Origin of the sequence: Dongia deserti, from assembly GCF_003574735.1 — a bacterium.
Lineage (GTDB): Bacteria > Pseudomonadota > Alphaproteobacteria > Dongiales > Dongiaceae > Dongia_A > Dongia_A deserti.
This window is the reverse complement of sequence record NZ_QORW01000029.1, coordinates 1-21,311: the sequence shown is the minus strand read 5'-3', so window position 1 is coordinate 21,311 and position 21,311 is coordinate 1. Positions and strand designations below refer to the sequence as shown.

At 64.1% G+C, this 21,311-nt stretch carries 21 protein-coding genes; 18 read left to right on the top strand and 3 right to left on the bottom strand.

Features of this window, described 5'->3' with window-relative positions:
• The first annotated feature begins 308 nt into the window (after window positions 1–308).
• The 8 genes from DTX69_RS28125 to DTX69_RS28090 all read left to right on the top strand — a co-directional run bounded on the left by DTX69_RS28125 (window position 309) and on the right by DTX69_RS28090 (window position 7,810).
• Window positions 309–776, top strand: coding sequence for an RrF2 family transcriptional regulator (locus tag DTX69_RS28125; RefSeq protein ID WP_284736123.1), 468 nt, complete (start codon window positions 309–311; stop codon window positions 774–776).
• A gap of 15 nt (window positions 777–791) precedes the next feature.
• Window positions 792–2,255 carry a Fe-S cluster assembly protein SufB gene (gene sufB, locus DTX69_RS28120; RefSeq protein WP_119304911.1) on the top strand — a complete coding sequence of 488 codons (1,464 nt, stop codon included), beginning with the start codon at window positions 792–794 and terminating at the stop codon, window positions 2,253–2,255.
• 22 nt (window positions 2,256–2,277) lie between these two features.
• A complete protein-coding gene (gene sufC / locus DTX69_RS28115) occupies window positions 2,278–3,030 on the top strand; it encodes a Fe-S cluster assembly ATPase SufC (protein ID WP_119304910.1) in 753 nt (250 codons plus the stop codon).
• 22 nt (window positions 3,031–3,052) lie between these two features.
• The gene (gene sufD / locus DTX69_RS28110) at window positions 3,053–4,375 is read left to right on the top strand and encodes a Fe-S cluster assembly protein SufD (RefSeq protein ID WP_119304909.1); all 1,323 of its coding nucleotides are present in this window, start codon (window positions 3,053–3,055) and stop codon (window positions 4,373–4,375) included.
• A complete protein-coding gene (locus DTX69_RS28105) occupies window positions 4,372–5,625 on the top strand; it encodes an aminotransferase class V-fold PLP-dependent enzyme (protein ID WP_284736122.1) in 1,254 nt (417 codons plus the stop codon). Before sufD ends, DTX69_RS28105 begins: the two co-directional genes overlap by 4 nt.
• Window positions 5,622–6,080 (top strand): Fe-S cluster assembly sulfur transfer protein SufU, encoded by a 459-nt coding sequence (sufU, locus tag DTX69_RS28100; RefSeq protein WP_119304908.1) that lies wholly within the window; start codon window positions 5,622–5,624, stop codon window positions 6,078–6,080. Before DTX69_RS28105 ends, sufU begins: the two co-directional genes overlap by 4 nt.
• The gene (locus DTX69_RS28095; protein WP_119304907.1) at window positions 6,077–6,430 is read left to right on the top strand and encodes an SUF system Fe-S cluster assembly protein; all 354 of its coding nucleotides are present in this window, start codon (window positions 6,077–6,079) and stop codon (window positions 6,428–6,430) included. The genes sufU and DTX69_RS28095 overlap by 4 nt, the downstream gene beginning before the upstream one ends.
• Before the next feature lie 177 nt (window positions 6,431–6,607).
• Window positions 6,608–7,810 carry an NAD-dependent formate dehydrogenase gene (locus tag DTX69_RS28090; protein WP_119304906.1) on the top strand — a complete coding sequence of 401 codons (1,203 nt, stop codon included), beginning with the start codon at window positions 6,608–6,610 and terminating at the stop codon, window positions 7,808–7,810.
• Window positions 7,811–7,942: 132 nt separating this feature from the next.
• On the opposite strand, the gene DTX69_RS28085 is transcribed toward DTX69_RS28090, so the two are convergent.
• Window positions 7,943–8,869 carry a complex I NDUFA9 subunit family protein gene (locus DTX69_RS28085; protein ID WP_119304905.1) on the bottom strand — a complete coding sequence of 309 codons (927 nt, stop codon included), beginning with the start codon at window positions 8,867–8,869 and terminating at the stop codon, window positions 7,943–7,945.
• 469 nt (window positions 8,870–9,338) lie between these two features.
• On the opposite strand from DTX69_RS28085, the gene DTX69_RS28080 reads away from it, so the two are divergent.
• On the top strand, window positions 9,339–9,743 hold the full coding sequence (locus tag DTX69_RS28080) for a GFA family protein (RefSeq protein WP_119304904.1): 405 nt from the start codon (window positions 9,339–9,341) through the stop codon (window positions 9,741–9,743).
• A gap of 199 nt (window positions 9,744–9,942) precedes the next feature.
• Here the strand turns inward: DTX69_RS28080 and DTX69_RS28075 are convergent, their stop codons facing one another.
• Complete coding sequence (locus tag DTX69_RS28075) at window positions 9,943–10,701, bottom strand: GntR family transcriptional regulator (RefSeq protein WP_284736121.1); 759 nt, start codon at window positions 10,699–10,701, stop codon at window positions 9,943–9,945.
• 87 nt (window positions 10,702–10,788) lie between these two features.
• Between DTX69_RS28075 and DTX69_RS28070 the strand changes: the two genes are divergently transcribed.
• From DTX69_RS28070 to DTX69_RS28030, 9 genes are read left to right on the top strand one after another with little or no spacing between them, the layout of a single operon-like run.
• Window positions 10,789–11,376: an amino acid synthesis family protein gene (locus DTX69_RS28070; RefSeq protein ID WP_119304903.1), complete on the top strand. Its 588-nt coding sequence runs from the start codon at window positions 10,789–10,791 to the stop codon at window positions 11,374–11,376.
• Window positions 11,366–13,105, top strand: a complete 1,740-nt coding sequence (locus tag DTX69_RS28065; protein ID WP_119304902.1) for an alpha/beta fold hydrolase — start codon at window positions 11,366–11,368, stop codon at window positions 13,103–13,105. Before DTX69_RS28070 ends, DTX69_RS28065 begins: the two co-directional genes overlap by 11 nt.
• A gap of 12 nt (window positions 13,106–13,117) precedes the next feature.
• Window positions 13,118–14,155, top strand: a complete 1,038-nt coding sequence (locus DTX69_RS28060; protein ID WP_119304901.1) for an LLM class flavin-dependent oxidoreductase — start codon at window positions 13,118–13,120, stop codon at window positions 14,153–14,155.
• 16 nt (window positions 14,156–14,171) lie between these two features.
• The gene (locus DTX69_RS28055) at window positions 14,172–15,647 is read left to right on the top strand and encodes an aldehyde dehydrogenase (protein ID WP_119304948.1); all 1,476 of its coding nucleotides are present in this window, start codon (window positions 14,172–14,174) and stop codon (window positions 15,645–15,647) included.
• On the top strand, window positions 15,647–15,961 hold the full coding sequence (locus DTX69_RS28050; RefSeq protein WP_119304900.1) for an NIPSNAP family protein: 315 nt from the start codon (window positions 15,647–15,649) through the stop codon (window positions 15,959–15,961). The genes DTX69_RS28055 and DTX69_RS28050 overlap by 1 nt, the downstream gene beginning before the upstream one ends.
• A 38-nt stretch (window positions 15,962–15,999) precedes the next feature.
• The gene (locus DTX69_RS28045) at window positions 16,000–17,022 is read left to right on the top strand and encodes an ABC transporter substrate-binding protein (protein ID WP_119304947.1); all 1,023 of its coding nucleotides are present in this window, start codon (window positions 16,000–16,002) and stop codon (window positions 17,020–17,022) included.
• Between the two features lie 60 nt (window positions 17,023–17,082).
• A complete protein-coding gene (locus DTX69_RS28040) occupies window positions 17,083–17,913 on the top strand; it encodes an ABC transporter permease (protein WP_119304899.1) in 831 nt (276 codons plus the stop codon).
• Window positions 17,913–18,725: an ABC transporter permease gene (locus tag DTX69_RS28035; RefSeq protein WP_119304898.1), complete on the top strand. Its 813-nt coding sequence runs from the start codon at window positions 17,913–17,915 to the stop codon at window positions 18,723–18,725. Before DTX69_RS28040 ends, DTX69_RS28035 begins: the two co-directional genes overlap by 1 nt.
• On the top strand, window positions 18,722–19,822 hold the full coding sequence (locus DTX69_RS28030; protein WP_119304897.1) for an ABC transporter ATP-binding protein: 1,101 nt from the start codon (window positions 18,722–18,724) through the stop codon (window positions 19,820–19,822). The genes DTX69_RS28035 and DTX69_RS28030 overlap by 4 nt, the downstream gene beginning before the upstream one ends.
• Window positions 19,823–20,143: 321 nt before the next feature.
• On the opposite strand, the gene DTX69_RS28025 is transcribed toward DTX69_RS28030, so the two are convergent.
• A complete protein-coding gene (locus DTX69_RS28025; RefSeq protein ID WP_119304896.1) occupies window positions 20,144–21,070 on the bottom strand; it encodes a LysR family transcriptional regulator in 927 nt (308 codons plus the stop codon).
• Window positions 21,071–21,311 lie beyond the last annotated feature (241 nt).

Sequence of the window (21,311 nt, the reverse complement as noted above, 5' to 3'; positions counted from 1 at the left end):
GTCTTATCGAGCAGGGATGCGACTGGCCTCGGCACGCCCGCTTTCACCGCCGCATCCTCAAGCTGGTGGTTGGTGACGCGGGACTGGCAGCTTATGCTTAAAGTCCCACTAACCGGAAAGTCCCGCCAACCGCACCGTTCCGCGGCTTCGATGACTGGCAACTTGCGATGGCATCGATTTGGCTCGCGTTCAGCTGCAGATGGAACGGCGCCAGCGCCCAGGTCACGACAGGAGCGGTATTGAAACCGAACTGAGCAGCGCCATATAAATCATGACTAGATTGGTCATGTTTGGATCGGCAGGACATCATGAGATTGAGCCGCTTGGCCGATTTTGCGGTCGTACTGATGACCCATATGGCTCAGCATCAAGGAGTCCGTACGGCATCTGAGGCCGCTGTTGCGACCCAGCTGCCCGCACCAGCCGCTGCCAAGGTTCTTGCGCGGCTTTGCCGCGAAGGCCTGTTGACCTCCAGTCGCGGAGTGAGGGGCGGATACCAGCTTGCCCGGCCAGCCACTGATATCTCGGTGGGCGCCATCATCAATGCGCTCGATGGTCCAGTGGCGCTCACGCAGTGCATCAGATCGGGGCCGGGCGGATGCGAGATCGAAGCGGTATGTCCCTCTCGGATCGGCCTGCATCGCATCAATGTGGCCGTGCACAAGGCGCTCGACGATGTGTCGCTGGCTGACATCGCTGCACCTGTCCAGGCGCCTTTAGCGCAGGTCCGGCGCGAAGCGGTGCGCCGCCTGCCAGCCACCAAGGCGCAACCATGAGGATCGAGACCGACAATGACTGCATCTCAGCAGACGATTGAGACCCTTCGGTCGCTCGGCGGCGATTACAAGTTTGGCTTCGTCACCGAGATCGAATCGGATTTTGCGCCGAAAGGTCTTGATGAGACCACTATCCGCTTCATCTCCGCCAGGAAGGACGAACCGGAATGGCTCCTCGATTGGCGGCTGAAGGCGTTCCGTTTGTGGCGGGACGAGCAGGCCCAGGCGCGCGAACCCACCTGGGCGCATGTGACCTATCCCAAGATCGACTACCAGGACATCTATTACTACGCCGCACCGAAGGGCAGTAAGAAGCCGGAGAGCCTGGACGACGTCGATCCGGAGTTGCTGAAGACCTATGAGAAGCTCGGCATTCCGCTTGCCGAGCGCGCGGCGCTGGCAGGCGTCGCGGTCGACGCGGTGTTTGACTCCATCTCCGTTGCCACCACGTTCAAGGAGCGGCTCAAGGAACTGGGGATCATCTTCTGCCCGATCTCCGAGGCCGTGCGGGAGCATCCTGAGGTTGTGCAGAAGTACCTCGGAAGCGTCGTGCCCTACAGCGACAATTTCTTCGCGACCTTGAACTCCGCGGTGTTCAGCGACGGCTCCTTCGTCTATGTGCCGCCGGGTGTGCGCTGCCCGATGGAACTGTCGACCTACTTCCGGATCAACGCGAAGGAATCGGGACAGTTCGAGCGGACGCTGATCATCGCCGACAAGGGCTCCTACGTCAGCTACCTCGAGGGCTGCACGGCACCGATGCGCGACGAAAACCAGCTCCACGCTGCGGTGGTGGAACTGGTGGCGCTCGAGGACGCCGAGATCCGCTATGCCACCGTGCAGAACTGGTATCCGGGCGACAAGGAAGGCAAGGGCGGAATCTACAACTTCGTCACCAAGCGTGGCGCATGCCGCGGCGCGCGCTCGCGGATCTCGTGGACCCAGGTGGAGACCGGCTCGGCCATCACCTGGAAATATCCGAGCGTCATTCTGCAGGGCGACGATTCCGTGGGGCAGTTCCACTCGGTCGCCGTGACCAATAATTGGCAGCAAGCCGATACCGGCACCAAGATGATTCATATCGGGCGGAACACGCGCTCGACGATCATCTCCAAGGGAATCTCGGCTGGGCACGGGCAGAACACCTATCGAGGGCTCGTGCGCTTCCTGCCCCGAGCGGAGGGCGCCCGCAACTACTCGCAGTGCGACAGCCTGCTGATCGGTTCCAAGTGCGGCGGTCACACCGTGCCCTATATCGAAAGCAAGAACCCGACGGCACGTGTCGAGCATGAGGCAACGACGTCGAAGATCAGCGACGATCAGCTGTTCTATTGCCGGCAGCGCGGCCTGTCCGCGGAGGATGCCGTGAACACCATCGTCAACGGCTTCTGTCGCGAGGTTCTGCAGAAGCTGCCCATGGAGTTCGCGGTCGAGGCGCAGAAGCTTCTCGGCGTGAGCCTCGAGGGCAGTGTCGGGTAGCACAAGAGAGGAAATGGACGGCATGCTTAAAATCGAAGATCTGCACGTCGAGGTCGATAATAGGGAAATCCTCCACGGGCTCGATCTCGAGATCCCGAAGGGGGAGGTGCACGCCGTGATGGGCCCGAATGGCTCAGGCAAGAGCACTCTTGCCTATGCTCTTGCGGGCCGCGATGGCTACGCTATCACGCGTGGACGCATCCTCTATCAGGGGCGAGATCTGACCGCCATGGCACCGGAGGAGCGGGCGCGCGAGGGCGTGTTCCTGGCTTTCCAGTATCCGGTGGAGATCCCCGGCGTGGTGAATGCCAACTTCCTAAAATCCGCAATCAACGCGGTGCGTCGCCATCGCGGAGAGGCGGAGCTGGACGCCATCGAGTTCCTGAAGCTCGCCCGCCAGAGACTGAAGCTCCTGAACATGGATGAGGCGCTGCTGTCGCGCCCGATCAATGTCGGGTTCTCGGGTGGCGAGAAGAAGCGCAACGAGATCTTTCAAATGTCGATGCTCGATCCCAGGCTCGCCGTACTGGACGAGACGGATTCTGGCCTTGACATCGACGCGCTCAAGATCGTTGCAGAGGGCGTCAATAGCTTGCGCGGCCCCGACCGCACGATATTGCTGGTCACGCACTACCAGCGCCTCCTGGACTACGTCGTGCCGGACCAGGTGCATGTCCTCGCCGGCGGCCGCATCGTCAAATCCGGCGGCAAGGAATTGGCCCTGGAGCTTGAAGCCAAAGGTTATGCCGATTTCGTGAAGGCGGCAGCGGCATGAACGGCGATCGCGAGTGCCAGCCATGAATGTCAACACCCCACACAAAGCGAGCGATTTCCGGCCATCCGCCGGACGTGAGCATCTGGGCAAGAGTCCCGCTTGGCTTGATGGCGTCCGAGAGGCGGCCATGGAGCGCTTCCGCGAGGACGGATTTCCGTCGCCCAAGCTGGAGTCCTGGAAATTCACGAACCTCAGCCCGCTTGCCCGCACGACATTCCGTAGCGCTGAGGCGACCAAGGGCCGGAAAATCACGCGCGTTGACCTTGAACCGTATAGGCTGACGCCGGACTGTCACCTCATCGTGTTTGTGAACGGCCGGTTTCGACCTGATCTGTCCGCTCTCGACCATGTTCCCGACGGAACGCGCGTCGTGGACCTTGTCGCCGCCGGCGAAGACGATTTGCAGGCCTTGATCGCACCGCCCGCCGTGGCAGTGGAGCCGCGGGCGCGGACCCTCTTCGATCTCAATACCGCATGTATGGGCGGTGGGGCTGTCGTGCATCTAGGGCGCGGCGCCATTCTTGACCCGGTGCAGTTGCTGTTCGTCGCCTTGCCCGAAGCCGAACCGGCGGCCTTCCATCTGCGCAATCTGATCCGAGCCGAGGCAGGCTCGAGTGCCACCGTGCTGGAATCCTACGTGTGCCTTGGGGAAGGCACGTACTGGACCAACGCCGTGACCCAGATCGACGTCGCGCCGAACGCGGTCCTGCGGCACTACAAGCTGCAGGCGGAAGGCAGTGCGGCTTTCCACGTGGCCGAGACGTCGGTGCGGCTGGACCACCAAGCCGCCTATCGCATGTTCGCCGCGTCGCTGGGCTCGCAACTCGGCCGCAACGAGGTCGACGTGGACCTTGCCGCGACCGAGGCTGTGGCACGGCTTGCTGGGACGACGCTCGCACGCGGCGCGCAGCATCTCGATACGACTGTGCGCATAGAGCATTCCATGCCCCGTGGCACCAGCGGCCAGGAGTTCAAGAACGTGGTGGACGGGCGTGCACATGCTGTCTTCCAGGGCCGCGTCCGCGTCGCGCCTGACGCGCAGAAGAGCGATGCCCAGCAGATCAGTCGCAGCCTGCTCTTGTCCAAGACGGCCGCTGCCGACACCAAGCCGGAACTGGAGATCCTGGCCGACGATGTGAAGTGCAGCCATGGCGCCACGATCGGCGATCTCGATGAGGAGGCGTTTTTCTATCTTCGCACTCGCGGCGTCGGCGAGGCCGAGGCGCGCAGCGTGTTGATCGACGCCTTCATCGGAGAGCTGATCGAGCACATCACCGTCGACTCGGCTCGCACCTACTTTCGTCGTGCCTTCGACCACTGGCTAGCAGACGGAGGCCGGCCATGACTGCGATGCAGCCTCTGACCAATCTCCGGGAATTGGATGTCGCGCGCATCCGGCAGGACTTCCCGATCTTTTCCCAACCGGTCCACGGCAAGCGGCTCGTATTCCTCGACAGTGCGGCGAGTGCACAGAAGCCGCGCTCTGTCATGGAGGCGGAACGCGGCATTTATGAGACCGCATACGCCAACGTGCACCGCGGCGTGTACTCGCTGAGCCAGCGTGCCACCAGTGAGTTCGAGGCTGTGCGCGAAAAGGTCCGTCGACTGCTGAATGCGCGCGAGACGCGCGAGATCGTGTTCGTGCGCGGCGCTACGGAGGCGATCAACCTGGTGGCGCAAAGCTTCGGCCGCGCCTTCCTGTCGGCGGGCGACGAGGTGCTGATCAGTCATATGGAGCACCATTCGAATATCGTGCCCTGGCAGATGCTGCGCGAAGAGAAGGGCGTACAACTAAGAGTGGCGCCGATCGACGACGCGGGCGAGCTGGATCTGGAGACCTTCGAGAAACTGATCGGGCCGCGCACCAAGCTGATTGCGCTCACCCATGTTGCCAACGCGCTCGGCACCGTGGTGCCGATTGAACGGGTGATCCGCCTCGCCAAGGAACATGGCATCCCGGTTTTGGTCGACGGATGTCAGGCGGTACCGCACCAAGCGGTCGATGTTCAGGCGCTAGACTGCGACTTCTATGTCCTCTCCGGCCATAAGCTGTATGGGCCAACTGGAATCGGCGTGCTCTACGGCAAGGCGGAGCTGTTGCAGGCGATGCCGCCATGGCAGGGCGGCGGCGATATGATCCGGTCCGTCACCTTTGAGAAGACGGAGTACAACGAGTTGCCATGGAAGTTCGAGGCCGGCACGCCGCATATCATCGGCGCGATCGGGCTCGGGGCCGCGATCGACTATGTACAGTCGATCGGCTACGATGCCATCGGGGTTCATGAGGACGCTCTGCTGGCCTATGCGCTGCGTGAGCTGTCGAAGATCAACTCGCTGCGCATTATCGGCCAGCCACGCCACCGGTCTGGCGTAATCTCCTTCGCGCTGGGCGACGTGCATCCTCATGATATCGGCACGATCCTGGATCAGGACGGTATCTGCGTTCGCGCCGGACATCATTGCGCCCAGCCAACGATGGACCGGTTCGGCGTCTCGGCGACGGCCCGCGCCTCTTTCGGCATCTACAACGACCGGGACGACGTCGATGCCTTGGTCGCCGGCCTGGGCAAGGTCCAGGAGATGTTCCGGCTATGAACGAGCTCCGTGACCTTTACCAGGAAGTCGTCCTGGACCATGCCAGGCGGCCCCGGAATTTCGGCGCGATTCACGGACCCAGCCATCGCGCGGCCGGCCATAACCCGCTGTGCGGCGACAAGGTGACGGTGACCCTCACGATCGCGGATGGTCGGGTTGCGGATGTGCGGTTCGAAGGCGGCGGCTGCGCCATCTCGATGGCATCGGCCTCACTGATGACCGAGGCGATCATGGGCAAGACCGAGGTTGAGGTCCGCGCGATGTTCGAAGAATTTCATGCGGGGCTCACTGTGACGGATGAGGGTGCCGCCCTGAGTGCGCTCGCCGAACTGGACAAGCTCGCCGTCTTCGCCGGGGTGCGTGAGTTTCCCGTGCGCGTCAAGTGCGCGACCTTGCCGTGGCATACGCTGGTCGCAGCCCTGGACCATGTCTCAGAGCCGGTGAAAACAGAATGACGTCGGCGGATGACAAAAAGAACTACGAAGCGGGTTTGGCGTCCGAGCCGACCCTGCGCGAGCGGGTCGAGGCAGTGCTGCATACGGTTTATGATCCGGAGATTCCGGTCAACATCTACGAACTGGGGCTGATCTACGAACTTGGTGTCACCGACCAGGGCGTGGTCGACCTCAAGATGACTCTGACGACACCGAATTGCCCAGCCGCGGGCATGATGCCCGCGGAAGTGGAGGCGAAGGTCTCTGCGGTGGACGGTGTCACCAGCGTCAACGTCGAACTCGTGTGGGACCCGCCTTGGGATAAGTCGCGCATGTCGGAAGCGGCGCGGCTCGAACTTGGCCTCGTGTGAGGCAGCAATGGTCGCAACCGCAATATATCGTCCTGGATGATGTTGGCGGATGAGACTGAGCTCTATCACTGGCCGATCGCGAAGTTTGCGAAGGTGAGCCCTCCGTCAAAGACCAGCGATCGCAGCAACGAAGGGAGACTGAGCGAAAACCTTTGAAGACACGTAGGGAGGAATGCCATGGCAAAGGTGTTATGTGTTCTCTACGACGATCCCGTGGATGGTCATCCCAAGTCCTATGCACGGGACGGCATCCCCAAGCTCGACCGCTACCCGGGCGGACAGACGCTGCCCACTCCGAAGGCGATCGATTTCCATCCTGGCGAACTGCTTGGCACCGTTTCCGGCGAACTTGGCCTGGGGAAATATCTCGAGGAGCAGGGCCATGCGTTGGTCGTGACCTCCGACAAGGACGGCCCGAACTCCGTCTTCGAGCGCGAGCTGCCCGACGCCGACATCGTCATATCGCAGCCTTTCTGGCCCGCCTATCTGACGCGGGAGCGCATCGCCAAGGCGCCAAAGCTGAAGCTTGCGATAACCGCGGGAGTCGGCTCGGACCATGTCGATCTCGCAGCCGCCATGGAGCGTGGCGTCACCGTCACCGAAGTCAGTTACTGCAACTCGATCAGCGTGTCCGAGCATGTGGTCATGATGATTCTCGGCCTCGTCAGGAACTATCTTCCCTCCTACCAGTGGGTGGTGAAGGGCGGCTGGAACATCGCCGACTGCGTCGCCCGGTCCTACGACCTTGAGGGAATGCATGTCGGCACCGTCGGGGCGGGGCGGATCGGCCTCGCGGTGCTCCGCCGGTTGAAGCCGTTTGATGTGAAGCTGCACTACACCGATCGGCACCGACTGCCGAAGAGTGTCGAGAAGGAGCTCGGCCTCACCTTCCATCCGGCTGCGGCGGACATGGTTCCGGCCTGCGATGTGGTCACCATCAACTGCCCGCTCCATCCGGAAACCGAGAACCTGTTCGACGCGGCGATGATCGCCAGGATGAAGCGCGGCGCGTATCTCGTGAACACCGCGCGGGGCAAGATCTGCAATCGCGATGCTATAGCCGCCGCGCTTCAGAGCGGCCAGCTTGCCGGCTATGCTGGCGACGTCTGGTTCCCCCAGCCGGCGCCACGAGATCACCCCTGGCGGACGATGCCATATCACGGCATGACGCCGCATACCTCGGGATCGTCGCTGTCCGCCCAGGCACGCTACGCGGCCGGCGTTCGGGAAATCCTCGAATGCTGGTTCGAGCAGCGGCCGATCCGGGAGGAATACCTGATCGTTGACCGCGGCAAGCTCGCTGGAGCTGGGGCCCATTCCTATAGCGCCGGCAATGCCACCGGCGGCTCAGAGGAGGCAGCCAAGTTCAAGAGGATGTGAAAAAGATACCCGCTCGGGCCATCAGCAGGGCGACCACCATCGACGCCGCAACGAAGGCGCCAACAGCAGTAGCCGTGGGTCGTGGGATGCGCCGCAGCGGCGCGTTAGGTGGATCTACGACAGCAAGGGGGCTCAGTGTGACCCCGGCACGTGCGACCTGCCAATATAGGTCGGTACGACGTCTTCGACCGCCTTCGGCTCGATGCCGAGTTCCCCGAAACCCGGCAGGAGTCCGCTCGCCACGTTGTCCGTCCTGAGAAGGTCAACCTGGCTGGTGGTGAGCGGCGGGCTCGACAGAAATTCGAACAGCCGCGCTTGGACCGTCGCAATCGCGAAGGGGAGCGGCACGAGCAGTCGCCGTCTGCCGATAAGGCGCATCGTGATCGTGACCAGCTGACGCATCGTGTGCACCCCAGGGCCGGCGAGTTCAAAGGTGCGGCCGGCGGTCCCTGGGTCGGCGAGCATGCGCGTGATGGCCTCCGCCACGTCCTCCACATAGACAGGTTGCAAGCGGGTGCGGCCACCGCCGATCAGCGGCAGCACCGGGAGGAGCCGGGCAAGGTCGGCGAGCGTCCCGAACAAGGCGTCGCCAGGGCCGAACATGGTGCCTGGGCGGACGACGGTGGCGCCCGGGAACGCCTGCTGGACCAGCAGTTCGCCACGCCCGCGCGCGCGGATGTAAGGAGACTCCGACCTGGGATCTGCTCCGATCCCGGAGACGAGCACGAGGCGAGCCACTCCGGCCGAGGCGGCCTCGCGCGCGACCGTCTCGGCCCCTTGCTCGTGCACGGCCTCGAAGGTCACATCGCCCTTCTCGACATAGGCCGAGACCGCGTTGACGACACCGTCAGCTCCGGCGACGGCTGCGGCGACCGAGGCTTGGTCACGCACATCAGCACCGAATAATGCGATCTGGTTCAATTCCGCCGTGCGCAGGGCGTTCCGCGCCGAATGGGGATGCCGGACAGCAGCGCGCACACTCGCCCCTTCAGCGGCGAGGCGCAATGCGAGCCGTCGGCCCAGGAACCCCGTGCCGCCGAACACCGTAATCATGGTCATGGCATTGCCAGTGGCATTTTGAACAAACGGTCCTGGCACCGACTGAGAAGCGCTCGGCAATCCTGCTGGATCGACGCTTCGATAACGGCACTCATGGCGTCGAGTTCCGATGAGAAGCGCACCATTCAAGACGGTGTTGGCCCAGGTCAAATGCGTCCGCGCAACTGGTCCCGCGGCATGCCTTTAGCGCAAGCTTTTGCACCGTGCGATGAGCCGTCATCGGTGCCCTTAGCCGCTCGACATGAGGGTCTTGGACAAGCGCTTGTCTGCACGGGTTGAAATCACTGCTCTCTCAACACTGGAATGAGGCAGGCAGGGTCTGAGCGCGAGCGCCTAGCCCTTCGGTTCATGCCTCTGCGAGCCAGACCATCATCGTTCCTGGTCCACGATTGTTGCCGCAGCGGGCAGTTGAATGACAGTGCTGTTCGTTGTAGGCATGCCGACCTCTTGATTTCAGAGGAGACGCAGCATGGACCGATTCACCGGCGGTTGCCTGTGCGGCAATGTCCGAATTGTGGCGTCGGGACTCCCATACCGGGTCGGCCTTTGTCACTGTCTCGACTGTCGCAAGCATCATGGGGCCCTTTTTCACGCGTCCGCGATATTCCCTCAGGATGCGGTGATGATCGATGGCGAAACACGCGACTACGCCGGGCGGTTTTTCTGTCCCCGCTGCGGCTCGTCCATTTTCGCACGCAGCGCAGACGAGATCGAAGTGAACCTAGGATCCCTGGATGCCCCTGACCAACTGATGCCGACCTACGAAAGCTGGATTATCCGTCGCGAGTCCTGGTTGCCACCGTTTCCTCTCACGAGGCGATACGACCGCGATCGTGACGCCACGGGTCGCTTTGAAGGCACCGTTACGAGGTGACGAGAGGGTTTTGAGTGGCCTTGCCCTCGAGGGTCAGCATGGATGGTCTCTTGGGAAGCCATGCCGCCGCGCTTAAGGAGATGTAGATCGGCCGACACCATCGCCTCCCGCTTGGCCGGTGTCGCACTCGTACCGTTGTGTGCGCCAAGTCCGCCAGCGCTGCTCAATGGTACCGCTGCACCTCCGGCAAGCTGCAGCCTTATTTGGCGCGAGCCGCACTTTGCTGCTCCGGTGAGGCGCTGCCACGGTTGCTCAGGAGTGCGTTCCGCGCGAGCTCAGCCACCGTCTGCACATGGTCGACGCTGGCGCGGTAGGCGCCGTCGACATCTCGCTTGCGAATCGCATCTAGGATGCGATGCATCTCGCCGATTGCGGCCTTAGCGCGGCCGGGCGTGGAGATCGTCATGGCGCGCAGGTGGTTGATCCGCGCGTTGAGCGACTGCACCACGTCCCACGCCACCTGCTTGCCGGCGCACGCGAATAGGATCTCGTAGAAGGCAGTCGTCATCTTGATCACGTCGCGCGGGCTGTGCTGGGCGAAGGCCTGCTCGATCCGGTCGATGGCGGCGGCGAGGCGTTTCACATCGGCCGGCGTCGCCCGCTCCGCGCAGGCGCGCGCGGCCTCGGCTTCCAACAGGCCGCGCAACTCGTAAATCTGGTCGGCCTTGGCGGGATCCGGCCGCGCCACCGCCGGCCCCTGCTGCGGGATGGATTCCACCAGGCCTTCGGCCTCCAGGTGGCGCAACACCTCGCGCACCACGGTCCGGCTGACGCCGAGGCGCTCGCACAAGGTGCGCTCGACCAGTCGCTCTCCCGGCCGCAACCGGAATTCGAGGATGGCATCGCGCATTTTTTCCAGCGCCAAGCCGCGCAGGGTCTTCGCGCTGCGCTCAACGCGCAGCTCATCCGGTTCGGCCGCCAATTCGTCGCTCATCACCATGCCCGGAATAGGACCCATCGACTCGCCTATACGCAAGATCTTCTTGACTGCCGATCTTATGGTATACCATAATACCGAAAACGCAAGAAGCCGGAGCGAGGCGCGATGGACGCGAAGATCCGCAAGATCGTTACCTACAAGGAAGAGACCCTGATCGAGGGCGAGCGGGTGGCGCCCAAGCCCTTGCAGCTGTTCGGCGTTTGCGCCGTTCTCGCCAACCCCTGGGCCGGGCACGGCTTCGTCGATGATTTAAAGCCAGAGATCCATGCGATCGCGCCAGTGCTAGGCGAGCTCCTCACGGCGCGCATCCTCGAGCTGGCCGGGTCGGGCGACGCGGTCGAGGCTTATGGCAAGGCGGCAGTGGTCGGGACGGCGGGCGAGGTCGAGCATGCCTCGGCGCTCATCCACACGCTGCGCTTCGGCAACCACTATCGCAAGGCGGTGGGCGCGAAGAGCTATCTCAGCTTCACCAACACGCGCGGCGGACCCGACTGCCCGATCGTCATTCCGCTGATGCACAAGCACGACGAGAGCATGCGCTCGCACTATCTCACGGTGCAGTTCTCGATCCTCGACGCTCCGACGCCGGACGAGATCGTGGTCGCGCTCGGCGCCTCGATCGGCGGGCGGCCGCACCATCGCATCGGCGACCGTTACCAGGACTTGAAGGAGCTGGGCGGCAATGCCGTCTGAGCCGATCCGCTTTCGGCATGCCTTACGCGATGGCGAGACCGGCGCGACCACCGGCTTGCGCGCGGGCCAGGGCCAGCCGGTGATTCTGGTGCATGGCGTCGGCATGTCCGCCGAGATCTGGCGGCCGCAGATCGAGGCCCTGAGCCAGCGGTATGATGTCGTTGCATATGACATGCTGGGGCATGGCGGTTCGGACCTGCCGCCGCGTGACGCGCGCCTGTCCGACTATGCGGACCAGCTGCTTGCCGTCTTGGACGGGCTGGGCATCGCGTGTGCGCACTTGGTCGGCCACTCCATGGGCGCCCTGGTGGTGCTGGAATTTGCGCTGTCCCATCCGGATCGCATCTTGAGCATCGCTGCGCTGAACGCCGTCTATTGCAGGTCGGCAGAGCAGCGATCGGCGGTGGAGACACGCGCGGCGGTCCTGGAAAAAGGCGGGCACCTGGAGACCATCGACGGAACGATCGCACGGTGGTTCGGTGACCCGGTGCCGGAGCGGATGGCGGCCGCTGCGGCCACCACGCGGCGCTTGCTGAGCGCGGTCGATCCGCGCGGCTACCAGCGCACCTATCGTCTATTCGCCACTGCGGATGGGGCGCATCGCGGGCGACTCACGCAATTGCGTGCGCCGAGCCTGTTCATGACCGGCGACGGCGATCCCAATTCGACGCTCGAGATGTCGCGCATCATGGCGTCGGAAGCGCAGAACGGTCGCTGTGAAGTCCTATCCGGCGAGCGGCACATGATGTCGCTGACTGCGCCGGAGGAGGTGAACAAGCGGCTGCTCGGCTTCCTGGCAAGCACATCCGAGATCGACAGCAGATCCCTCCGTCGCGCCCTTGGCGCTTTCGCGACTGGCGTCACGGTAGTGGCGACCAAGCAGCGCGATGGCGGGCCGCGCGGTTTCACGGCCAACTCCTTCACGTCGGTCTCGCTCGACCCGCCGCTGGTCCTGGTCTGCATCGCCAAGAGCGCGTCCAGCTACGTGGTTTTCTCCGAGGCGGACAGCTTCGCCATCAGCGTGTTGGCGGAGCATCAGCGCGACACCTCGGGCCTGTTCGCGTCCAAGGCGGCCGACAAGTTCGAGCGCGCGTCCTGGCATGTGTCCGGCAACGGCAATCCGGTGATCAGCGGCGCGACCGCCTGGTTCGATTGCCGCAAGCACAGCCTGGTCGATGCCGGCGACCATGCGATCCTGATCGGACGCGTGGTGGATTTCGGCGATACGCCCGCCAATCCGCTCGGCTATTGCCGCGGCGCCTATGTCACCTTCGGCCTGTCGCAAGCGGCACTGGCGGCAGCGCGCCCGCGCGTCGGCGCGATCCTGGAGAGCGAAGACGGCATCCTGTTCCTGGCGGACGGCGACCGCTTCGATCTGCCCGAGGGTATCAGCCTGGAGCCGGGCAGCGACCCCAGCAGCCTCAACGGCACGCTGCGCCGGCTCGGCGTTTCGGCGCAGCTTGGCTTCCTGTTCGCGGTGTTCGAAGATCCGCGCAGCGGCGCCGGCTCTGTCAGTGTCTATTATCGCGGCGCGCTTACACCGCCTATGCCCCAAGCGGCCGGGCTGCGCGTCATTCCGCTCGACCAGATTCCGTGGGCCGGCCTGCGCGACGATGCGATCCGCTCCATGCTGCGGCGCTACGTGCATGAGCGGACCGAGGACACCTTCGGCGTCTATATCGGCGATGCAGAGCGCGGCACCGTGCAGGCGCTCGCCAAGCAGGCATAGGAGACCGGCGACATGCGCTTTTCCCTGTTCGTGCATATGGAACGCCCGGATACGGCGAAGCCGCATGCCGAGCTGTTCGCCGAGCTCGAGGAACTGGTGTTCATGGCGGAAGAGGCGGGCTTCGAGACCGCCTGGATCGGCGAGCATCACGCGATGGAATTCACCATCGCGCCAAATCCCTTCATTCATCTCGCCTACCTTGGCGGCCGGACGCGCAAGATCCGGCTCGGCACCGGCACCATCATCGCGCCGTTCTGGCATCCCATCAAACTGGCGGGCGAGGCGGCATTGGCCGACCTCGCGACCGGCGGCAGGCTGGACCTAGGCATCGCGCGTGGCGCCTATTCCTTTGAATATGAGCGGTTGTTGCCGGGGCTCGATGCGATGGGCGCTGGCAAGCGGCTGCGCGAAATGGTGCCGGCCATCCAGCGGCTGTGGCAGGGCGACTATGCCCATGACGGCGAGTTCTGGAAGTTCCCGACCACCACCACATCGCCCAAACCAGTGCAGCAGCCCGGGCCGCCGATCTGGATCGCCGCGCGCGATCCCAGCTCGCACGACTTCGCGGTGGGCAAGGGTTGCAACGTGCAGGTGACGCCGCTCGCCTCCGGCGACGAGGAGGTGGCGAGCCTGATGACGCGCTTCAACGCAGCGTGCGCCAATCATCCGGAGCGGGCTCGGCCGCAGATCATGCTGCTGCAGCACACCTTCGTGTCAGACTCGGCCGCAGAGACCGATCGCCTGGCCAAGGACCTCAGCGTCTTCTATTGCATGTTCGGCGCTTGGTTCCAGAACAAGCGGCCGATCCATCAGGGCATCATGGACCCGCTCAGCGAGGCCGAGATGGCTGCGATGCCGAACTACGCGCCGGACGTCGTGCGGCGCACCCTGGTGATCGGTGAGCCGGACGAAGTCGTCCAGCGCCTGAAGGGCTACGAGCAGCTCGGCTACGACCAGTATTCCATCTGGATCGACAGCGGCATCAGCCATGAGCGCAAGAAGAAGTCGCTCGATCTCTTCATTCGGCATGTCCTGCCGGCGTTCCGCTGAGAAAGCGAGGCTGCTCATGACGCTCCCACGCTTCCGCTGCTACATCGACGGTGCATTCGTCGACACAGACGAAACGTTCGAGAGCATCGATCCTTCGACCGGCGGGGCCTGGGCCGTCATGCCCGCCGCCAGCGCGGTGGACACCGACCGCGCCGTGCGCGCCGCTTATCGCGCGTTGAGCGATGCGGCATGGGCGGGCCTGACCGCGACGCAACGCGGCAAGCTGCTCTACAAGCTCGGCGACCTGCTGGCCGAGCATGCGCCGCGGCTGGCGGAGCTGGAGACGCGCGATACCGGCAAGATCATCCGCGAGACGCGCGCGCAGATCGGCTACATCGCCGACTTCTACCGCTATTTCGGCGGCCTCGCCGACAAGGCCGAGGGCGCGCACCTGCCGATCGACAAGCCGGACATGGAAGTATATCTGCGCCGCGAGCCCATCGGTGTCGTCGCCGCAGTCGTGCCGTGGAACTCGCAGCTTTTCCTGTCCGCGGTCAAGCTCGCGCCGGCGCTGGCGGCCGGCTGCACGGTGGTGCTGAAAGCCTCCGAAGAGGGACCGGCGCCGCTGCTCGAGTTCGGCAAGCTGGTGGAGCAGGCTGGGTTCCCCAAGGGCGTCGTCAACATCCTCACCGGCTTCGGCCAGAGCTGCGGCAAGGCGCTGACCTCGCATCCGTTGGTAGCGCGCATCGCCTTCACCGGCGGACCGGCAACCGCGCAACAGATCGTGCATAACAGCGCAGAGAATCTCGCCAATATCTCGCTCGAACTCGGCGGCAAGTCGCCGGTGCTGGTGTTCCGCGACGCCGACCTGGACAGTGTCGCCAATGCGATCGTGGCCGGCATTTTCGCCGCAACCGGACAGAGCTGCGTCGCCGGCTCACGACTCTATGTCGAGCGGCCAATCTACGACAAGTTGGTGGATATGCTGGTCGCGAAGGCGCGCGCCATCCGTATGGGAGATCCGCAGGATCCGGCTACCGAGATGGGGCCGCTGGCGACGGCACGACAGCGCGCACATATTGAAGCGCTGCTGAGCCAGAGCGTTGCTTCCGGCGCGCGCATCTTGACCGGCGGCCAGATTCCACCCGACCGCAAGGACGGCTTTTACTTCGAGCCCACCATCGTCGCTTGCGCCAACAACCAGGTGCCGTGCGTCGCCGAGGAGCTGTTCGGCCCGGTGCTGAGCGTGATCGCGTTCGATGGCGAGGAGGAGGCTGTGACGCTGGCGAACGACACGCGCTATGGCCTCGCCTCCGGCGTCTTCACCCGCGACCTGACGCGCGCGCATCGGTTGGTGCGCCGCATCCGCGCCGGCATCGTGTGGGTCAACACCTACCGCGCGATCTCGCCCTTGGCGCCGTTCGGCGGATTCGGCCTGTCCGGCCTCGGCCGCGAAGGCGGTGCGGACTCGATCCGCGACTACACCCGCAGCAAGGCGGTGTGGATCCGCACCTCCGATGACCCCATCCCCGATCCGTTCGTGATGCGCTGATGATCTACGAGATCCGCACCTATCGCCTGAAGAGCGGAGCGGTTCCCGCTTATCTCCGGCTGGTCCAGGAGGAAGGGATCGCGATTCAGCGTGGCCATCTCGGCAGGCTTATCGGCTACTTCCATTCCGAGATCGGGCCACTGAACGAGATCGTGCACATCTGGGCTTACGAGGACCTCGCCGACCGCGAGCGCCGGCGCGGTACGCTCGCCGCTGATCCTAGGTGGCAGGCGATTCTGCCGCGCATCCAGAGCCACATCGAGACGATGGAGAACAAGATCATGAAGCCGGCGCCGTTCTCGCCGCCTGCTTGAGGGCACACCACAACAACAACGAAACCGAGGAGGTTACGATGGGAGTGAAGATCAAGCGGCTCTTGGGAGCCGCCATTCTGGCGATCGGCGCCACGTCCGGCGCGCTGGCCGAGGATAGCATCACGTTCACGAGCTGGGGCGGAACCACCCAGGACGCGCAGAAAGCAGCCTGGGCCGACAAGTTCGAAGCCGAATACAAGGTCAAGGTGCTGCAGGACGGACCGACCGACTACGGCAAGTTCAAGGCCATGGTAGACAGCGGCCAGGTCGACTGGGACGTGGTCGACGTCGAGCCGGACTTCGCCTACCAGGCCGCAAAGATGGGATTGCTGGAGCCGCTCGACTTCAGCGTGATCGACAAGAAGGACATCGATCCGCGCTTTGTGTTCGAGCATGGCATCGGCAGCTTCTATTTCTCCTTCGTGCTCGGCTACAACCCGCAGGCCATCGGCGACCAGGTCCCAACCTCGTGGGCCGATCTGTTCGACACCGCCAAGATCCCCGGCAAGCGCACTTTCTACAAATGGGCATCACCAGGCGTGCTGGAGATCGCGCTGCTGGCCGATGGCGTGGCGCCCGACAAGCTCTATCCGCTCGACCTCGACCGCGCCTTCGCCAAGCTCGACAGCATCAAGAAGGACATTCTGTGGTGGGGCAGCGGCGCCGAGTCCCAGCAGCAGCTCGCCTCGGGCGAGGCGCCGCTCGGCATGTTCTGGAACGGCCGCATCTATGCCTTGCAGAAGGAAGGCGCGCCGGTCGACGCGGTGTGGGAGCAGAATCTCGCCACCGCCGATTTTCTGGTGGTGCCGAAGGGTAGCAAGAACAAGGAAGCGGCGATGAAGTTCATCGCCCTCGCCACCAGCGCGCAGGGCCAAGCCGACCTAGCCAACGCCACCGCCTATGCGCCGGTCAACCTAAAGTCGGAGGCGTTGCTGAACAAGGACCTGGTGCCGCTGATGCCCTCGCAGCATGCGGAGACGCAGATCACCCTCGATCTCAACTACTGGGCGGAACACAGGGACGAGATCGGCAAGCGCTGGTACGACTGGCAAGCGAAGTAGCTCAACGGGCGCGCCGGCACCTCCCGGTCCGGCGCGCCCACTTTTCTGGATCCGAGAGCCATGAACGCAGCGGCGACATCGGGAACATTCAGGGAAGCACGCGCGGCCTGGCCGGCGATCGCGTTTCTGTTCGTGTTCTTCGCCCTGCCGGTCGGCGCCCTGATGCTGCGCAGCGTCACCGATCCGCAATGGGGACTGCAGAACTTCTCAGACTTGCTGGCGACCGGGACCTACGCGCGCGTACTGTTCAACACCTTCCTGGTGGCGGCAGTCGTCACCCTGATGTCGCTGCTGATCGGATACCCGCTGGCGTGGCTGCTCGTGATGCTGCCGGCGCGTTGGCAGCAGGTTTTGCTGGCGATCCTGCTCATGTCCATGTGGACCAGCCTGCTGGCGCGCACTTACGCCTGGCTGGTGCTGCTGCAGAAGACCGGAGTCATCAATCGCATCCTGCTGTCCGTGGGCGTGATCGATGCGCCGTTGCCGCTGGTCAACAACCTGACCGGGGTCGTCATCGGCATGACCTACATCATGCTGCCCTTTGTCGTGTTGCCGCTGCGCGCGACCTTGGCGACCCTCGACCCGGCCTTGATGCATGCCGGCGCCGTCTGCGGCGCCAGCCCGTGGCGGCTGTTCCGCAGCGTATTGCTGCCACTCAGCCTGCCGGGCATCGGCGCAGCGGGGCTCATGGTGTTCGTGATGTCGCTCGGCTACTACGTGACGCCCGCGCTGCTGGGCGGCACCGGCAACATGATGCTGGCGGAGCTGATCGCACAGACGGTGCAATCCTTCCTGAACTGGGGGCTGGGCGCCGCGGCCGCGCTGGTCCTGCTGTGTGCGACCCTCGCGCTCTACGCGCTGCACATGCGCTATCTCGATGAGGATGCGTGATGATCCTGACGCGCAACAGGCTGGGGCTGTTCCGCTTCGTGCTCTATGGGCATGCGGTGCTGGTCATGGCGTTCCTGCTACTGCCGATCATCTTCATCGCGCTGCTGTCCTTCGGATCGTCGCGCTGGATGATGTTCCCGCCGCCCGAGTGGACGCTGCGCTGGTACGAGGAGCTGGCGACCGATCCGCGCTGGGCCGAGGCGATGTGGCTTAGCCTGCGCCTCGCGCTCATCGTCACGGTCCTGTCGGTCCTCCTGGGCGGCGCCGCAGCCTTCGCGCTGGTGCGCGGCCGCTTCGCCGGCCGGCGGGTCCTGAAGGCGTTCTTCGTGGCGCCGATGATCGTTCCAGTGGTCATCGTCGCGATCGCGCTCTATGCCTTCTCGCTCAAGGTCGGGCTGAACGGCACCTTCGCCGGCTTTGTCGCCGGGCATCTCATCATCGCGGTGCCGTTCTCCGTCATCTGCATCAGCAACTCGCTGCGCGGCTTCGATCCCGCTCTGGAGCAGGCGGCGGCGATCTGCGGCGCGGGACGGCTGGAGACGCTGCGCCGCGTGACCATTCCGTCGATCGCGCCCGGCCTCCTGGCGGCGGCGGTCTTTTCCTTCCTGGCGTCCTGGGACGAGGTGGTGGTGAGCATCTTCATGGCCAGCCCGCAGCTGCAGACCTTGCCGGTGCGCATGTGGACCTCGCTGCGCAGCGACCTCACGCCGGTGATCGCCGCAGCGTCCACGCTGCTGGTGCTGGCCTCGCTGATCCTGATGGCCCTGCTGGGACTGAGCGCGACACGCGCCGGCCGGAGCAAAATGCAATGAAAATGGACACGCCTCTTCCCGCCGTCCGGCTGATGGATCTGCACAAACGTTACGGCGACTTCGCAGCGGTGGACGGCGTTTCGCTCGACGTGCGCAAGGGTGAGTTCCTGACCTTCCTCGGCTCCAGCGGCTCGGGCAAGACCACGACGCTCAACATGATCGCCGGCTTCGACGATCCGACCAGCGGCCAGATCCTGCTCAACGGCGGCGCGGTGACCGGCCTGCCGCCGCAGAAGCGCAACATCGGTATGGTGTTCCAGCGCTATACCCTCTTTCCCCACATGACTGTCGCCGAAAACGTCGGATTCCCGCTCTCGGTCCGACGCCTGAGCAAGGACGAGGTGAACAGCCGTGTGCTCGACGCCCTGCGCCTGGTGCAGCTCGACCGCTTCGCCGGGCGGCGGCCCAGCCAGCTGTCGGGCGGCCAGCAGCAACGCGTCGCGCTGGCGCGCGCCCTGGTCTATGAGCCGCAGCTGCTGCTGATGGACGAGCCATTGGGCGCGCTCGACAAGAAGCTGCGCGAGGAGATCCAGATCGAGATCCGCAAGCTGCACCACCGGCTCGGCGTCACCATCCTCTACGTCACCCACGACCAGGAGGAGGCGTTACGCATGAGCGACCGGATCGCCGTGTTCGAGCATGGGCGCATAGTCCAGGTGGGGAGCGGCGAGGATCTCTATCATTGTCCAGCTACCGCCTTTGTTGCCGGCTTCATCGGCAACTCCAATTTCCTCCGCGGCTCCGTGGCTGAGCGCCGGAGCGACGCAGCGATTGTTAAGCTGGGAGAGAACAGCGCGGTGTGCGTCCCTGTCGACGCTGTTGGAGGCGTCGGAAGCGAAGTGAGGATCATGATCCGTCCCGAGGAGATCAAGCTATCGCATGCGTTAAGCGATGCGGCGGGCGCAGTCATTCCGGTTACTGTGCGTGAGAGGATATTTCTGGGTGATACGATCAGTTACGAAGTGGCGACACGAGATGGTCAATCTGTGCTTGTCCGCGAGGATCGGGCCCGAAATCAGGGGCGGTGCGTCGGTCCAGGGACGGATGCATACATGCACATCGCCATCAATCAGAATCGCGTGTACAAAAAATACTGAGCCAAGTGACCTCGGCATACTGACCCGCTGACATCTTCGACCTACCTGGCTAGTTGAAGCACCGCGACATCCGCCGAGCCGCATTGAACAACTGGGACTGAGAGGCCGCTCTTGCGGTTTGCGGGCGACAGCGTCCGCCAAATGTCCACTGAGGGAGGTGAACCGGACTAGCGTCGGCGCAGCTGTATGGTCTGAGCGAGCATGCATGTCGGAATCGACGGGTCGGCGGCCGTAACATCGAGAACGGACTCCTCGTTCATTATTCCGATGCGTTCAATGCCAGCTTCACGGAAAGTCAGAAGGCGCATGCCGGAGTGGCGTTTACGGTTGCCCGATTTTGCGCCTTGATCGCTTCCTCGCGTGCGCCTCCACCAGATTGGCGAGAAATGCCCGCATCACCAAGGTCGGTATGCCGGCCTTGCGGATGACCGCGTGGAACTGCGAGCGGTAGGCGAGGCGGCGCGGAAGGATGGGGCGCATCTGGCCCCGCTCGACCCACTGCAAGGCGTAGTGCGTCGGCAGGAACGCGATGAAGCGGCCGGACAGGACGAACATCGCCAGCCCCTCCATCGAGTCCGACGTGGTCGCGGGCTTCAGCTGGATGGGGAGCGTCTCTTCGGGATAGCCGCGGCCGGCATACGATGCCGCCCGCACATCCTCGAGCGCGATCGATGCATCGGCGCGCCGGAACAAGGGATGGCTGGCGCCGCAATAGAGCGTCTGCTCTTCCTCGAACAACGGGCGGTACTCGAGTGCGGGCAGCGTGTGGTGAAAGGCACCGATCACCAGGTCTAGACGCCCGTCCATGACGCGTTGCTCGAGCTCCGGCGGCGCATCGATGTGGAGCGAGACGCGCACCTCCTGGTCGCGTGCGCAGAAGCGACTGATGACCTCGCTCAACCGGCATTCCGGATTGCTGACGATGTTGTCGACCATGCCGATGGAGAGCTTGCCAACCAGCCGCCCACGCAGTGCGCCCACCTCGGCGCGGAACCCTTCCAGGCTGTTCATGAGCTTCAGGCTGGATTGATAGACCTGCGCGCCCTTATCGGTGAGGCGGAAACCGACGCGCCCGCGATGGCAGAGCCGCACGCCGAGCCGCCGTTCCAGCTCCGCGATCATCGAGCTGAGGCGCGACAGGCTGATGTTCAGAACAGCCTGGGCCGGCCCGAAACCGCCATGCTCCACCACTGCGGCGAAGACACGGAGCAGCTTCAGGTCGATGTCGTGGAGTGCGCCGGCGGTCATGTATCACATTATTAAAGCCAAAACTATGTTTCCAATATTCGCGCTTTTTTGCAATTGAATTCCGGGGTGGACTCTACGGGCTGGCGAGAGGGTCTTGGTCGCATGAATCTGACGGATAGCAATCCGCAGCCGGTTGACGCTGCGCTGGTGCCGCGGTTCGGCGCCATTCCAACGTTCATGCGCCTGCCGCACGTCACCGATGCGGCGCGGCTCGATATCGCGCTGATCGGCGTGCCGTGGG

Coding starts and splice junctions, on each gene's coding strand:
- DTX69_RS28125 (WP_284736123.1), top strand. CDS start 309: ATGAGATTGAGCCGCTTGGCCGATTTTGCGGTCGTACTGATGACCCAT.
- sufB (WP_119304911.1), top strand. CDS start 792: ATGACTGCATCTCAGCAGACGATTGAGACCCTTCGGTCGCTCGGCGGC.
- sufC (WP_119304910.1), top strand. CDS start 2,278: ATGCTTAAAATCGAAGATCTGCACGTCGAGGTCGATAATAGGGAAATC.
- sufD (WP_119304909.1), top strand. CDS start 3,053: ATGAATGTCAACACCCCACACAAAGCGAGCGATTTCCGGCCATCCGCC.
- DTX69_RS28105 (WP_284736122.1), top strand. CDS start 4,372: ATGACTGCGATGCAGCCTCTGACCAATCTCCGGGAATTGGATGTCGCG.
- sufU (WP_119304908.1), top strand. CDS start 5,622: ATGAACGAGCTCCGTGACCTTTACCAGGAAGTCGTCCTGGACCATGCC.
- DTX69_RS28095 (WP_119304907.1), top strand. CDS start 6,077: ATGACGTCGGCGGATGACAAAAAGAACTACGAAGCGGGTTTGGCGTCC.
- DTX69_RS28090 (WP_119304906.1), top strand. CDS start 6,608: ATGGCAAAGGTGTTATGTGTTCTCTACGACGATCCCGTGGATGGTCAT.
- DTX69_RS28085 (WP_119304905.1), bottom strand. CDS start 8,869: ATGACCATGATTACGGTGTTCGGCGGCACGGGGTTCCTGGGCCGACGG.
- DTX69_RS28080 (WP_119304904.1), top strand. CDS start 9,339: ATGGACCGATTCACCGGCGGTTGCCTGTGCGGCAATGTCCGAATTGTG.
- DTX69_RS28075 (WP_284736121.1), bottom strand. CDS start 10,701: ATGGGTCCTATTCCGGGCATGGTGATGAGCGACGAATTGGCGGCCGAA.
- DTX69_RS28070 (WP_119304903.1), top strand. CDS start 10,789: ATGGACGCGAAGATCCGCAAGATCGTTACCTACAAGGAAGAGACCCTG.
- DTX69_RS28065 (WP_119304902.1), top strand. CDS start 11,366: ATGCCGTCTGAGCCGATCCGCTTTCGGCATGCCTTACGCGATGGCGAG.
- DTX69_RS28060 (WP_119304901.1), top strand. CDS start 13,118: ATGCGCTTTTCCCTGTTCGTGCATATGGAACGCCCGGATACGGCGAAG.
- DTX69_RS28055 (WP_119304948.1), top strand. CDS start 14,172: ATGACGCTCCCACGCTTCCGCTGCTACATCGACGGTGCATTCGTCGAC.
- DTX69_RS28050 (WP_119304900.1), top strand. CDS start 15,647: ATGATCTACGAGATCCGCACCTATCGCCTGAAGAGCGGAGCGGTTCCC.
- DTX69_RS28045 (WP_119304947.1), top strand. CDS start 16,000: ATGGGAGTGAAGATCAAGCGGCTCTTGGGAGCCGCCATTCTGGCGATC.
- DTX69_RS28040 (WP_119304899.1), top strand. CDS start 17,083: ATGAACGCAGCGGCGACATCGGGAACATTCAGGGAAGCACGCGCGGCC.
- DTX69_RS28035 (WP_119304898.1), top strand. CDS start 17,913: ATGATCCTGACGCGCAACAGGCTGGGGCTGTTCCGCTTCGTGCTCTAT.
- DTX69_RS28030 (WP_119304897.1), top strand. CDS start 18,722: ATGAAAATGGACACGCCTCTTCCCGCCGTCCGGCTGATGGATCTGCAC.
- DTX69_RS28025 (WP_119304896.1), bottom strand. CDS start 21,070: ATGACCGCCGGCGCACTCCACGACATCGACCTGAAGCTGCTCCGTGTC.